This is a genomic window from Microseira sp. BLCC-F43 (assembly GCF_041929235.1).
In the GTDB taxonomy this organism is placed as follows: Bacteria; Cyanobacteriota; Cyanobacteriia; order Cyanobacteriales; family Aerosakkonemataceae; genus Microseira.
The window spans coordinates 35,540-48,853 of sequence record NZ_JBHFNP010000085.1 but is presented as its reverse complement, the minus strand read 5'-3'; the positions used below and the strand labels follow the sequence as shown (position 1 = coordinate 48,853).

General features: G+C 44.8%; 16 protein-coding genes. 12 read left to right on the top strand and 4 right to left on the bottom strand.

Going from position 1 to position 13,314, the window contains the following annotated elements; genetic code table 11:
- The first annotated feature begins 19 nt into the window (after positions 1-19).
- The 9 genes from ACE1CM_RS12820 (at position 20) to ACE1CM_RS12780 (ending at position 5,333) form a co-directional block, all read left to right on the top strand.
- Positions 20-442 (top strand): hypothetical protein, encoded by a 423-nt coding sequence (locus ACE1CM_RS12820; protein WP_374877892.1) that lies wholly within the window; start codon positions 20-22, stop codon positions 440-442.
- Between the two features lie 14 nt (positions 443-456).
- Positions 457-945, top strand: a complete 489-nt coding sequence (locus ACE1CM_RS12815; RefSeq protein ID WP_374877891.1) for a hypothetical protein — start codon at positions 457-459, stop codon at positions 943-945.
- Positions 946-1,106: 161 nt separating this feature from the next.
- Positions 1,107-1,325 (top strand): hypothetical protein, encoded by a 219-nt coding sequence (locus ACE1CM_RS12810; protein WP_374877890.1) that lies wholly within the window; start codon positions 1,107-1,109, stop codon positions 1,323-1,325.
- Positions 1,326-1,702: 377 nt separating this feature from the next.
- Positions 1,703-2,527, top strand: coding sequence for a DUF4231 domain-containing protein (locus ACE1CM_RS12805; RefSeq protein WP_374877889.1), 825 nt, complete (start codon positions 1,703-1,705; stop codon positions 2,525-2,527).
- Positions 2,528-3,024: 497 nt separating this feature from the next.
- A complete protein-coding gene (locus ACE1CM_RS12800; RefSeq protein WP_374877888.1) occupies positions 3,025-3,642 on the top strand; it encodes a retropepsin-like domain-containing protein in 618 nt (205 codons plus the stop codon).
- 115 nt (positions 3,643-3,757) lie between these two features.
- On the top strand, positions 3,758-3,976 hold the full coding sequence (locus tag ACE1CM_RS12795; protein WP_374877887.1) for a hypothetical protein: 219 nt from the start codon (positions 3,758-3,760) through the stop codon (positions 3,974-3,976).
- A gap of 257 nt (positions 3,977-4,233) precedes the next feature.
- Positions 4,234-4,464, top strand: a complete 231-nt coding sequence (locus tag ACE1CM_RS12790) for a hypothetical protein (protein ID WP_374877886.1) — start codon at positions 4,234-4,236, stop codon at positions 4,462-4,464.
- Between the two features lie 129 nt (positions 4,465-4,593).
- Positions 4,594-4,938 carry a DUF6883 domain-containing protein gene (locus tag ACE1CM_RS12785; RefSeq protein ID WP_374877885.1) on the top strand — a complete coding sequence of 115 codons (345 nt, stop codon included), beginning with the start codon at positions 4,594-4,596 and terminating at the stop codon, positions 4,936-4,938.
- Positions 4,935-5,333, top strand: a complete 399-nt coding sequence (locus ACE1CM_RS12780) for a DUF2281 domain-containing protein (protein WP_374877884.1) — start codon at positions 4,935-4,937, stop codon at positions 5,331-5,333. Before ACE1CM_RS12785 ends, ACE1CM_RS12780 begins: the two co-directional genes overlap by 4 nt.
- 458 nt (positions 5,334-5,791) lie before the next feature.
- On the opposite strand, the gene ACE1CM_RS12775 is transcribed toward ACE1CM_RS12780, so the two are convergent.
- From ACE1CM_RS12775 to ACE1CM_RS12765, 3 genes are all read right to left on the bottom strand, one after another.
- The gene (locus ACE1CM_RS12775; protein ID WP_374877883.1) at positions 5,792-6,382 is read right to left on the bottom strand and encodes a Uma2 family endonuclease; all 591 of its coding nucleotides are present in this window, start codon (positions 6,380-6,382) and stop codon (positions 5,792-5,794) included.
- A 265-nt stretch (positions 6,383-6,647) separates the two neighbouring features.
- Positions 6,648-7,310 carry a class I SAM-dependent methyltransferase gene (locus tag ACE1CM_RS12770; protein WP_374877882.1) on the bottom strand — a complete coding sequence of 221 codons (663 nt, stop codon included), beginning with the start codon at positions 7,308-7,310 and terminating at the stop codon, positions 6,648-6,650.
- A gap of 183 nt (positions 7,311-7,493) precedes the next feature.
- Complete coding sequence (locus tag ACE1CM_RS12765) at positions 7,494-7,991, bottom strand: DUF4385 domain-containing protein (protein ID WP_374877881.1); 498 nt, start codon at positions 7,989-7,991, stop codon at positions 7,494-7,496.
- Positions 7,992-8,159: 168 nt separating this feature from the next.
- On the opposite strand from ACE1CM_RS12765, the gene ACE1CM_RS12760 reads away from it, so the two are divergent.
- Together ACE1CM_RS12760 and dnaG are read left to right on the top strand one after the other, a co-directional pair.
- Positions 8,160-8,930, top strand: a complete 771-nt coding sequence (locus ACE1CM_RS12760) for a hypothetical protein (RefSeq protein ID WP_374877880.1) — start codon at positions 8,160-8,162, stop codon at positions 8,928-8,930.
- A gap of 825 nt (positions 8,931-9,755) precedes the next feature.
- Positions 9,756-11,690 (top strand): DNA primase, encoded by a 1,935-nt coding sequence (gene dnaG / locus ACE1CM_RS12755; RefSeq protein WP_374877879.1) that lies wholly within the window; start codon positions 9,756-9,758, stop codon positions 11,688-11,690.
- A gap of 220 nt (positions 11,691-11,910) precedes the next feature.
- Here the strand turns inward: dnaG and ACE1CM_RS12750 are convergent, their stop codons facing one another.
- Positions 11,911-12,411 carry a pentapeptide repeat-containing protein gene (locus ACE1CM_RS12750; RefSeq protein WP_374877878.1) on the bottom strand — a complete coding sequence of 167 codons (501 nt, stop codon included), beginning with the start codon at positions 12,409-12,411 and terminating at the stop codon, positions 11,911-11,913.
- A 58-nt stretch (positions 12,412-12,469) separates the two neighbouring features.
- Between ACE1CM_RS12750 and ACE1CM_RS12745 the strand changes: the two genes are divergently transcribed.
- Positions 12,470-13,051 carry a YraN family protein gene (locus ACE1CM_RS12745; RefSeq protein WP_374877877.1) on the top strand — a complete coding sequence of 194 codons (582 nt, stop codon included), beginning with the start codon at positions 12,470-12,472 and terminating at the stop codon, positions 13,049-13,051.
- Positions 13,052-13,314 lie beyond the last annotated feature (263 nt).

Sequence of the window (13,314 nt, the reverse complement as noted above, 5' to 3'; positions counted from 1 at the left end):
TCAGGGAGTTCTAAGACTGGTGATTAATAATGGGGCGGATAGCCAACGTCAAGCTTCTGGAGAGTCCGCCAACACTGTTAGACGAGTTCAGGTACAAAAAACACTGTACGCATTTGGCAACAGACAAAGCCCCCGTCCTCCGCGTGAAAATAAAGATATTGCGGTTGAAAATAATTGTGTAAAACCGACACAGCCACCGACAGGTGCATCAACTTTTGGCGATATCCAATACGCACCACTCACGGGACACTACCATAAACTAGATAAAGATACAGAGTTGCCTGAAGGTATTGATGTGGTGGCTGATGGTAAAGATGTTGGCGGGACTCACTCACCAACTCATCACACTATCTACCCAAGTCGAGAAATGGCTTTTACAGAATTTGTTGATAAATTTCTCAATAGCGGGTGGGTTTACGCAGGTAAGAAGGAATTACGATAAGCAGAAAGGGAACTATGCTTCAAGAACAACATGCAGAGAAAGAACGCGAACTTTGGCATCATCTTGTTGAAAGAGAACTTGCCTACATCCAAATTCGCCAAGAGTTTCTGACCAATTGTACAGATAGAATGGCTTTTATTAAGAAAGCACTACACAAACCCAATGAAAGAGGTACAGCACTGCGACTGATAGAATATCTGAAAATTGAAGAACGTCAGAGTTTGTTAAAAGATCTAGTTGATTTGGCAAGTGTTTCTCACTCGGATATTGAACTTGTCAGACAAGCTATTCTTTCGCTTCCTAAAACCTGGCTATTGGACAACATCGAAAAGAGTGCTGAACCGTTGCTCAAAAATGGGACAGACGAGGAGTATAGACGTTTGTTAGAGCTATATATTCAAATTGATAGGGATTTAACTGAAAGACTCGCTAAACGAGCTTTGCAGCATGAAGATCCAGATATTCGCGAAGCTGGGGAAGATTTTCAGAATTATCTCAATTAGTGTGGGGTGAGTATAGCTTTCGCTCTTACCCTTGTCTATAATCGAAGTGCGATGCTGCCATTCCTTTATCTTCAGCAAAACTTATCAGTAGAACACCTTCTATAGAAAAAAGCCACTGGAGAGAGTAATATTTACAATTGAGCCAAGTTAGAGGAACGACTATGAAAGCCAAATTGTCGGCGGCGGCTATTGTATCGAGTGTGGCGATGGCAAGTAGCGTTTTGTTGAGTTATGCTACTCCAAGCGTTGCTTGCATGTATCGCCAAGCAAGATATCAGCAAACGAATTGGTTTCAGTCTCCTTTGTCCGTAGTCATTGCTTTACCGGGAATCGCTTTGGCTACTGCTCTTTATATGGGTGGTAGTTCCGATCAGAATTAAAGCCCAGAGGCGCTTAGTTGAGCAAGGAACCCATGCCGATCTGCTATTAAGTGGCGGTCACTATTATCACCTTTGGGACACTCAAGGTAACCCTCTCATCCAAGTGTAAAGATAAGCACCATGCTCGATCCCCCCAGTCTCCATCACCCATCTTTATATTGGGTATCATGCGGCGTAGCGGTAAAAATTTCCTACACCATGGGGCAAAGCTGAAGGATACCAATATTGAGGCTGCAATCGTTGCTACCACCACCTATTCCGCACAATAACTGGTAATTTTTTATGGTACAATAGAAGTACATTAGAGCAGACATATAGTTTGCCCTATAATAGATTTTGTTTGGAGCAATTTGTGTTGTAGCAGTCGTAATTTGAAGATGACCACTCAATTGAACAGTAACTCAGTAGCTTCCAGTAGCTTGGGCACAACCGATGTCAAGATTCCCCTAATTTTTAGTGTAATAGAGTTTCTGCTGATTGCCTGTTGCATAGGTGCGATCGCAGTCGCTGTCTTGTTCCAAGCTCATTTAATAATAGTCATCTACACGCTCGCGGCTCTCACCATTCTCGTCTTTCTTATCCTTCTCAATCGGCGTTTCCAGGAAACCTACAAGCGATCGGCAAAACAACTGGATAATCAAAGAAAAGCCGAACTTTACAATTGTATGTTTGGCAAAGCGATTGGAGTTGAGGACGATCCGATCAATCTGATTCGAGGTAGAGCGATTGAATATTCTCAGCAACTGATTGACGATTACAAAGTGACGCGACGGAATGCGAGAAACATCTACTATATCTTTCAACTCTCTACAGTTGTTTTATCAGGAGTGACGCCCATCTTGGTACTTTTGGACAAGCTTGATACCGGCTCAAGTCTCACCCGTTGGTTACCCGTCATTTTCCCCGCTATAGCAGCGATTGTCACGAGTATTTCGACCTCGTTTCCATTTCAGAAAACCTGGCTTGCAGCCAACACGACTGTCGAATTATTGGAGGCGGAACAGGAAAAATTTATTCTAGGAGTTTCGCCCTATCGCTTCTACGATCTACCAGATGAAGCCCAGCGCCAACAAAAAGTACAGGAATCGGTGGAAACCTTTATTAACCAAGTGAATACGATCCACCTCAACCAGATTCAATCTCCCCAACCTGAAGCCAAGCCAACAAGTGAGTCCAGAGAAACAGCAAAAGCTGGAGCGTAAAATTAACCTCATTACTTCCGTTTAGACTAACCGCGCCGAAGGGCGCGGTTAGTCTAAAATCCTATAGGTAAGCTTTATTTAACTCAAGTTGCTAGTTATCTCTCTGGGAGCTGCTAATGGCTAATGGCTAATGGTTCGATTGGTAAAAATCCAAGATTAGCAATTAGCAAGCTTGCAACGCCCTTGTTTATAACTAGCAACTTGCGTTACTTACCTAAGGATTCGAGAAATGCCTTTTACAGAATTTGTTCAGGACTTACGCACGACGAGAAAAGAAACAAAGGTGAAGAGTCGTTCGCTCGCGCGGAAGGGAGGCATATCTCTGGTTCCCTTTCCCAAGGATTTTGCGGATCGCCCTTTGTTTCTTTGCGTAAGTCCTGTTGTTGAGAAATTTGTCAATATTATCTCAATCAGTGTAGGGTGAGTATAGCTTTCGCTCTTACCCTTGTCTATAATCGAAGTGCGATGCTCCGATTCCTTTATCTTCGGCAAAACTTATGAGTAGAACACCAACTCCTGAAGAAAGCCGCGCCATGCTCAAGTGGCTAAATCATAACCGTCGCCAGTTACAAAAGTATGCCCATCAATATGTTGTCTATAATGCCAATGGAATTATTGCTCATAGTGAAAATTTGCCTGAAGTGTTGCAGTTAGCTGAAGCTTCAGGAGAGGTTTATTCAATTTACTTAGTCCCCGGTTTTGTCGGTTCAATTGTAATTTTACCGATTTACTTTCGCACGATTAGCCGCCATGAGTGGTCGCCTGACTATCAAGTCAAACTGAAGCATAAACAGTTTGAAATGGATGCAACGATGGTGGTAGATTCAGGGGCAGATTTTAGCGTCATTTCTCTAAAAGTAGGTCAAGATTTAGGCTATGCTTTGGCTGATGATGAGGAAATATTAGTCGGTCAGGCAATCGGTGGAAAGGTAGAGTATGTTTTACGCAGGATTGAAGTTACGATTGATGGACATAGTTTTACAATTCCAGTTGCCTGGTTACAAAATAATACGGCAGATGTGATGCTCTTGGGGCGAGAGGTTGTATTTGATAAGTTTAATATTGAGTTTAGGCAAGCTGACGAGCAAATTATGTTTACCTGGCGTGGAGATTGAATGCGATCGCGTTCCCGTAGCGTGCTGGATGGCATATCCCATGAGGTCGCCTTTTTTTATTGGTACTCGGTTAGAGAGATTGGGTTTAAAATTGATCCAAGTTGGAGGAACAACTATGAAAGCCAAATTGTCGGCGGCAGCTATTGTATCGAGTGTTGCGATCGCAAGTAGCGTTTTGTTGAGTTCTGCTACTCCCAGCGTTGCTTGCATGTATCGCAAAGCACGTTATCAGCAAACGAGTTGGTTTCAGTCTCCTTTGTCGGTGGTAATTGCTTTACCGGGAATCGCTTTGGCTACTGCTCTTTATATGGGTGGTCGTTCTGATCAAAATTAGATTTATGGGGGCGATCGCTTGGTGTGCGTTCGCTCTTTTTTTTTGAACCGCTCCAGGCGCAGAGAACAACATGCAGAGAAAGAACGCGAATTTTGGCATCATCTTGTTGAAAGAGAACTTGCCTACATCCAAACTCGCCAAGACTTTCTGAACAATTGTACAGATAGAATGGCTTTTATTAAAAAAGCACTACACAACCCCACTGAAAGAGAACACTGCGACTGATAGAATATCTGAAAATTGAAGAACGTCAGAGTTTGTTAAACGATCTAGTTGATTTAGCAAGTGTCTCGCACTCGGATATTGAACTTGGCAGACAAGCTATTCTTTCGCTTCCTAAAAACTGGATCTTGGAAAACATCGAAAAGAGTGCCGAACCATTGCTAAAAAATGGGACAGACGAGGAGTATAGACGTTTGTTAGAGCTATATATTCAAATTGATAGGGAATTAACTGAAAGACTCGCTCGCACGAGCTTTGCAGCATGAAGATCCGGATATTCGCGAGGTGGGGGAAGATTTTCATAATTATCTCAATTAGTGTGGGGTGAGTTAAGCTTTCGCACTCCCATTATTCTATACTGTAAGGAACGATCGCTCTCTTTGATCGGCGCAACCATGACTTCCCCAGCAAGTTTTGAATTTCCTATTGCTAAGGCGCAATATCTCCTCAAGCGTGCTGCTGAATCTGGAGAAGGTGAAGATAAGCGAAAGTTTTGGCGCGAGGTAATGGGGTTTGAGTCGCCGGAAGCAATTCGAGAAGCTATCCTGACATCAGTATCTTTGGATATGCTACAACCTCAGAGTCAGAATCCCCAAGGTGAGCTTTATCGAGCTTATATCCAGCTTACCTGGCCTTCTGGTTTATCGCGGCGGATACCCACGGTTTGGATTATGCTTTTTAATCTTGATGTAGCTAGGTTTGTTACAGCAGTACCAGATAGGTTGGGGGGCTTGCAATGATGAAATTTCAGTTATTTGATGGGGTAAAGTTAACCGAGGAAATTCCCTTAACTCATGGGGGAGTAGCGCCAGTAGGAACGGTGGGAGCAATTGTCGAAGTTCTGAATAATGGCGAGGCTTATATTGTCGAGTTGTTTGGGGGCTGGGTTAAATACGACGAACAAGAAAATTTTGTACCAGCAACCCAGGATGAGCAGGGAGCATTTATGGAAACGATTGGTGTGGAAACTGTCTATCCACAGCAATTAGTATTGACTGTGGCGGCGCGGGAAACTATGGGAGTTCGGGAGCATTTGGCAGGTGTGTTAGATGATTTATCTGACGATTTAGTAGCAGAAGTCAGGGATTTTGCCGAATTTTTACAACAGAAACAGCAACACAAGAGTGCAAGTTAGCGATCTCGATCGGGACTGACCTTTGAAGACGCACCAGACGGGGAGAATGGGAGACGCTAAGAGTGCACCATTCTCAAGATCTCTGCACCTGGTCACAAGCCCCCGGATTTATCCGTGGAGAGAAAAGAAATTCTTCCTTGCTTGAATCCCCCGGATTTATCCGTGGGGTTTCCCCGCGTCAGGAGCGTCTCCTTGTCCGGTGTGTCCTCTTCAAGCAAGGGCGTTGCCAGAAACAAAGGTGAAGACCGTCGTTCGCGCAAGCTAGGGTATGCATATCTCTGGTTCCCAAACCAACGATTTTTCGGAGCGCCCTTTGTTTCTTTGCGTAAGTCCTGAAGATGTTAGCCATCATAGAGCTTTAAAACTGGTGATTAATAGTGGGGCGGATAGCAAATATAAAGCGATCGCTCTTTTTTTGAACCGCTCCAGGACGCATAGAGAAGAAATGGGAGCGTTCGCTACTCGTCTTCCTCAGCTTCAAATTCAATTTCTTGGTAAATATCCGGTAAGGGAATTTGCAATTTTACGCAGGTTAAAGATAATACCGCCCCTTCTCCGTCATATTCAGAAAATAACCATCTTCCCTCTTCCGTTTTGGAGAATTGGTCAACGTGCATTCTATATTGATCGATGAGAATGTATTCTTGAAATGTTGGAATAGTTCGGTAATGCTCGAATTTCTTGCCTCGGTCATAACTTTCTGTTGATATTGATAATACTTCGGCAATCATCAGAGGATTGGTAATCGTGTCTTTGCGTCCTTCTAGCAACTCTACAGGACGGGAAGCTACCATGACATCCGGATAGGTGTATATTTTACGCTGGGGTATCCACAAGCGTAAATCGGTCATAAAAACTCGATAAGGTTGTCCTCTCAATGCAGCTAGGATTGCAGCATAAAAATTTCCTGCTATTTGGTTATGATTGGGAGTGCCACCTGTCATAGGAATGATTTCTCCTGCGTGATATTCACTTCTAAATTCTGCTGCTTCTTCGAGTTCTAAATACTCTTGGGGGGAGTAGTAACGTTGTTGCGTGACTGGTATCATATTTCCTCCGGATATTTTAAGCAGGACTTACGCTTGGGCGACCTAGAAACCGGGTTTCTCTGTAGATCTCTAGTTGCCAAACCGACGATTTTTCATAGAAACCCGGTTTCTGTTTCTTTGCGTAAGTCCTATTCAGGATAAATTGCGTGCGTTCGCGTAGCGTGCCGTAGGCATATCGCCTTTTTTATCAATCTAGCACTGCCAGCGATCGCACCTTGGTCAGAAACCGGGTTTTTCCAAAAAACCCGGTTTCTACATCTCACTTTTACCGCTTCAGTGCTAAAGTCAATCCATCTGCAATGGGAACCATACTCAAAGTTACTCTTGAGTCCAGGTGTAATTTTTTATTGAAATCTCGAATTGCTTGAGTACTGCTATCCTGAACTTGCGAATCTGCGACTCTTCCACCCCATAAAACATTATCGACGGCAATTAAACCGCCGGGGCGAATTAGTTGAAGCGATCGCTCGTAATACCCCTCGTAATTCGCTTTATCTGCATCAATAAAGGCAAAATCAAATGTTCCCGCCTGTCCTTCTGCCAATAATTTATCCAAGGTTTCCAATGCGGGTGCAATTCGCAGAGCGATTTTGTCTGCTACTCCTGCTATTTCCCAATAACGACGCGCTATTGCAGTATATTCTTCGCTGATATCGCAAGCAATTACTTTTCCATCTTTTGGTAGTGCCAGCGCGACGCAAAGCGAGCTATAACCTGTAAATACACCCACTTCCAGCGTTTTCTTTGCTCCTAATAGCTGCACTAGCAGTGCCATAAATTGTCCTTGTTCTGGGGCAATTTGCATCGTCGCGTAGCGATGATTTGCGGTTTCTTCCCGCAATTGGCGCAAAATCTCTGGTTCGCGCAAGGAATTAGATAAGAGGTAATTGTACAGTTGATTGTCAAGGCCAAGCGTCTTTTTTGACATAGTTGTATTTCCAGATTAATCTAAAACTATATTAACTCAATTTTCTGCGGTTAATGGCTAATGGCTAATGGCTGGCTAATGGCTAATGGCTGGTTAATGGCTAATGGCTGGTTAATGGTTAATGGAATGTTATTAGGAATTTATCTAGCAATTACCAATTACCAATTAGCCACTATAATTTTTCTATTCCTGCTCGTACAACTGTTGATGCTTTGCTAAAAGCTGTTGATATTTCTCATTTGTCTTAGCTGCTGTCCACTTAACTTTGAAAATGGCGGCAGATTCGGCTTTTACCGGGTCTGGTTCGTTAGGCATAATCTCTTTACGGGCTTGTTTTTGGGCGGCTATTGAAGTTTCTTTTTGCGGATTGTTCTTATATTTCCTGCCGCTTTTATGGTTGGCATATCTCCGCGAGCGCGTGTAACCCATTTGCAAGAACTTCCGCGCCATATCCGCCCCAACAAAATCATCTCGTTCCAGATATTCCAAAAATATCTGATATATTTTTTCGCTCGACTCTCTAGCTATTTCCGGTGTTTTAAACCGCCAGTAAGGTAAAATTTCCGATTTATATGGTTCAACTAACAAAACTCCCTGTTCCCCTTTCCCGACTCGATACAGTTCCGGATGCTCTCGAAAATTGATCTTCTTGAAATCCAACGAATAATCAAATTGTTTCATAACATTCCTCTTTTTGGCGTTCTTGGCTTCTACCCTACGGGAAGCCGCTGGCGCGTCTATGGCGGTTCAAAAAAATTCTGTGCAACTTGTAAAACCGTCACAGACTCTTCAAATATTGCCACATAACCCAGCCAGGATTGAAGCGAAACTTATCTGAAGGTGACTCGCATGTATTACAGCATTATCAGTATTAATATCGGAGTTGTATTTTTTGTGTTGCTGGTTTATGGCATTTTACAATGGTTGCACGTGCCAACTGGTAGCTTTCTCGACTGGGTAATTGCTGTCGCTATTTTTGAATGGCTATTAGTTATTGTAACCGTGCCGTGGAATATCCATTTTGAAGCAAAAGAAGTTATTGCAGAAGCCGCTCAATCTTCTGAAAAAGGAATTAGGGTAGATGAAAAACAAGTTAATTACGCCAAAATGGTGGCTAAGCGATCGCTCCCCATCGCCATTACACTCCACATAATTTCTGCGATCGCATTTTACACCCTTGCCGCCACGGGCATTAGTCCCATCGGATATATTAGTTCCGGTGCGGCTTTATTGTTAACGTTTTTGCGTCCAGCTTACCGCGCTTATGAGTATTTAGCCGTTAGACTGGCAGCGATTCGCCAACAAGTCGTCTATCCTCGTGAAGATATTTTGGAGTTGCGATCGCGTTTTACCAGTCTAGAATCAACCGTAGAGCGTCTTTCAGCCCAACTTAACCCAGAAGGGCCCCAATCTGTTGTCGCAACCCAACAGCGCCTCTTGGAAGCAACTCGCAACGATTTATCTCGCATCGCTACTACCCTGGAAGAACTGCGCGCCGCAAATCAGGCGGAACATCAACGCCTCTCTTGCGAAGCACAACATGCAATCGCTCAACTGACCACAGACAGCCAATTTCTCGACCACGTCCGGGAAATTATCCGCTTTTTCAAGACTGCATAAAAGGCGAGGCAGAAAGGAAAATATAATTAATTTGCCTGCATAAATTTTCTGAAGATGGTAAAGAGCGATTTGGTTGCGTTCGCCCAGCGCCTGCTACCCACCTATCGCTCTCCATTTCTCGTATCTCTGCCCCCTCCTACCTGATTAGAAAAAAGTTTATGAGAAATTTATATTTAGCAACACTCAGGCAAAGGGTATACTTTGACTCTTTTTTCAGTAATAATACGGTTAATTTATATATAAGCTATGCTAATATAAGACTATTTATAAGTGGCAATGCTAGGGTGAAGCCAAGGAATTTTTAGGCAATCTCTCAGTATTTCAGTAATAGTACGGTACTTGGGAAATCTTATGGCATCGTAAATCTACGCTTGACGTACATCTTCTGAATTTGTCACGCTTAAATACAGTAATCCACGCATTCCAAATCAAACGCGAAAGTAGGGCGGTAATGCCCACCCTACTTTAACGCTTCCTAATTTACGACTAAAAATAACAACAATTACCGCCAAATTTCATCTGAGATGAGAAAAATTTGCCATTAAAATTTCGGTGGCAAAATTGTCCCATACTGGAGCAGAGCAGAAATATTTTGGCAAAAAAAAGTCTCATAATTTCACTGGGTTCAAAGTAAAAATAGTGGGCAATGAGGCAGTAGGTGAGCAGGTGAGCAGGTGAGCAGGTGAGCAGGTGAGCAGGGGAAAATGTACCTTCAAATTCTCCTGGAGCACCTGGACCTCTTCACCTTTTGCTCCTCGTCTCCCCATCTTCCCCAGCTTCCTTGATGCCCCATACAATAGGTATGGATTTGACCTTTGGGAAGCAATGCAAAATCCCCGCCTGCATCCAGATACCATAGAAGAAGTCAAGCAACGAGCCGATATTGTGGATGTAATCTCGGAACATGTCGTGCTACGTAAGCGGGGTAAAGATTTTGTCGGGTTATGCCCGTTCCATACCGAAAAATCCCCTAGTTTTACCGTCAGTCCGAGTAAGCAGATGTACTATTGCTTTGGCTGTCAAGCTGGGGGAGGTGCGATTAAGTTCCTGATGGAACTGGGTAAGCAATCCTTTGGTGATGTGGTGTTGGAATTGGCGCGACGCTACCAGGTGTCGATAAAAACCCTGGAACCAGAACAAAGGCAAGAACTGCAACGGCAACTTTCGCTACGCGAGCAGTTATACGAAATTCTGGCGCTGACGGCGCGGTTTTACGAACATGCTTTGCGTCAGTCCCAAGGACATCAGGCGCTGGAATATTTGCAATCTCAGCGACGCTTGCGCCAGGAAACGATCCAACACTTTCAGTTAGGATATGCACCCGCAGGGTGGGAAACGCTGTACAGATATCTGGTAGAAGATAAACACTACCCGGTGCAATTATTAGAACAAGCGGGATTGATTCGACGGCGGCGGGAGGGGGAAGGGTATTACGATTATTTCCGCGATCGCATCATCATCCCGATCCGCGATACCAACGGACGAGTCATCGGTTTCGGCGGTAGAACCCTCACCAACGAACAACCCAAGTATCTCAACTCGCCAGAAACCGAACTATTTAATAAAGGTAAAACTTTATTCGCCCTCGATCAAGCCAAGAATGCAATCGCAAAGCTTGACCAAGGTATTGTAGTCGAAGGATATTTTGATGCGATCGCCCTCCACGCCGCCGGGATTACCAACGCCGTCGCCTCGTTGGGAACCGCACTCAGTTTAGCCCAAGTCCGCCAACTGCTGCGCTACACCGAATCCAAACAACTCGTACTCAACTTCGACGCCGACGCCGCCGGTACTAACGCCGCCTCTCGCGCCATCGGGGAAATTTCGGACTTAGCTGACGCTGGGGAAGTGCAATTACGCATTCTCAACATCCCCGATGGTAAAGACGCGGATGAATTCCTCAACAGCAGCAGCGACGGTGGGGAAAAATATCGCCATCTGCTGGAAACCGCACCGTTATGGTTAGATTGGCAAATTCAGCTTCTGATTAAAGATCAAAACCTCAAACAGGCGGATCAATATCAGCGAGTTGTGCAGCAAATGGTGAAATTACTCGCACAAATTGCCAACCAAGAAATCCGCACTTATTATATTAACCACTGTGCAGAAATTCTCAGTCAAGGCGAGTCGCGACTGGTAGCTAATCACGCCCAAACGCTCCTAGTTCAAATTAAACGAAACCAGCGACAAAAATCTACTGGGGTGGTAACAAAGCAACCTGCGGAAACCATTGTAGTAGAAAGCGAGCGCGCTCGGTTAATACAATCAGAAGCTTTACTGCTACGCATTTACCTCCACTGTCTTGAACATCGTCAATCCGTCATTAATGGTTTGCAAGAGCGAGATTTACAATTTAGCCTTTCCCACCATCGGTTCTTGTGGGCGAAAATATTAGAATTACAGGAAACAACTCCCGACACTGACTTCGATCTGCTCTCGAAGCTACAAGACCAATGCCTAGAATTTAAACAGGAAATGGCTCAAGTCCAACCTCTATTTCACCTCAACGAAATCACTCAGTACGATACTTACCGCGTGACTAATTTAATTCTAGCCGCCCTGGCGCGCATGGAACAGCTAATGTGCGAAAAACAATCTCGTTACTTTTTAGATTTGTGGCAAAAAACCGACCCGATAAAAGAACCGGAACCCGCTCAGCAATACTCCCAAGAATTCCTCAAAGCTAAACAGCGGATCGCGCAATTAGAGGAAGAATGTCAGGTTTCTACCATTGATCTGACCATGGGATATTGGGCATAGGACATTGAAGAAGAAGGCAGGTGGGCAGAGGGGCAAAGGAGAGGTGCGGTCAATCATTTGTTGGTTGAGATTGACAGGGGGACAAGGGGACGCTCCTGACGCGGTGAAATTTTTGCGATATGACCAACGGGTTTTGACCACACCTGCAAAGGAGATAACTCATAAGAATTAACTACTTCCCCATCTCCCCATCTCCCCATCTCCCCATCTCCCCTCCTCCTCAAGGGCAATTTAAAGTATCGCGAGTATCGCGTTTGGTGACTGGATTAGTACCTTTGGCAACTTGACACAGCATTTTTTGCTGATCGTCGCGCAGCATGACATCGGTAAAATCTGCCCCATCGATAGTAGCGCCGTTAAACCTAGAATTGGGGGCAAAAGCACCCTCTAAGACGGCGTTGGTCAAATTCGCTTTGAGGAAAAGTGCTTGACCGATGATGGCGTAACTCAAGTCAGCGCCTTCTAAATTCGCCTTTTCTAGATGAGCGCCGAATAAACTTACCCCGCGCAAATCTGAATGGCTAAAGTTACTCTTTTGCAGCTTAGCTCTAGTGAAGCTAGCATCCCTTAGATCGCGATTGGAAAAGTCAGCACCGATGAGAAATTCCTCGTTATATTCCAACGCGAAAGCTGGTGAGGTTATCGTGCCAACAATTGCCAAAATTGCGGTCGCTAAAATCAGTAAAAATCTCTTAATCCGATGGCCTTTTCCGCTGCTCATGTTCCCTGGGGCTAAAACTCTGCGATTCTTATTATCAATGTTTACGATACCTCATACTATGGTCGATCCAAGCCACCCACCATCCTCTGCCGCCGATATCGGTATTTTAGGAGAAGATTTCGTTGCCTCTTGGTTACAGGCACAAGGTTGGACAATTCTACATCGCCGCTGGCGTTGTCGCTGGGGAGAGTTGGATATCATTGCTCAACAGGGAGCAGGGGAGCAGAGGAGCAGGGGAGCAGGTGAGCAGGGGAGCAAGCGAGCAGGGGAGAATGTACGTTCAAATTCTCCTCTGCCCCTCTGCCCACCTCCCCCTCTGCCTTCTTCCTCAATGCCCTACATCGCCTTCGTAGAAGTTAAAACCCGCAGTCAAAGGAATTGGGATGGGGATGGAAGAGAAGCGATCGCGCCCCAAAAACAAGCTAAACTCTGGAGTGCTGCTACTGCTTTTCTCGCAGCCTATCCAGAGAAAGCTGAATACCCCTGCCGATTTGACGTTGCTTGCGTTGGCTATCAACGGCTATCCCGTAAGCTATCTCAAGCAGCGATCGCCAACGACATCATTTCTGATAGATCCTTACAGATACCTGGATATCGCCTCTTCTTGCGAGACTACATCCAGTCAGCCTTCGACAACTGAAGTGTCAAAGTGAAGTACCCCAACCTGCGAGAGCTGAGGTTGGGGCTTCCAACAACAACTCAATTCAGGGACGGTCTTATTCGTCTTCGGGATTTCCCGTCTCACAGGCAAATGCCACGTTAGCGACTCTTACGAGGCAAGGAACTAGGGTCCGATGATGGTCTTACTTTGCCTCCACAGGCAGCAACCCGTCTTCCACAGGTTGTTTAAGCTTTTTACGTACAACTTCTCGTGGATTTCTGCAATGGCGAGAAGTGGGAGAA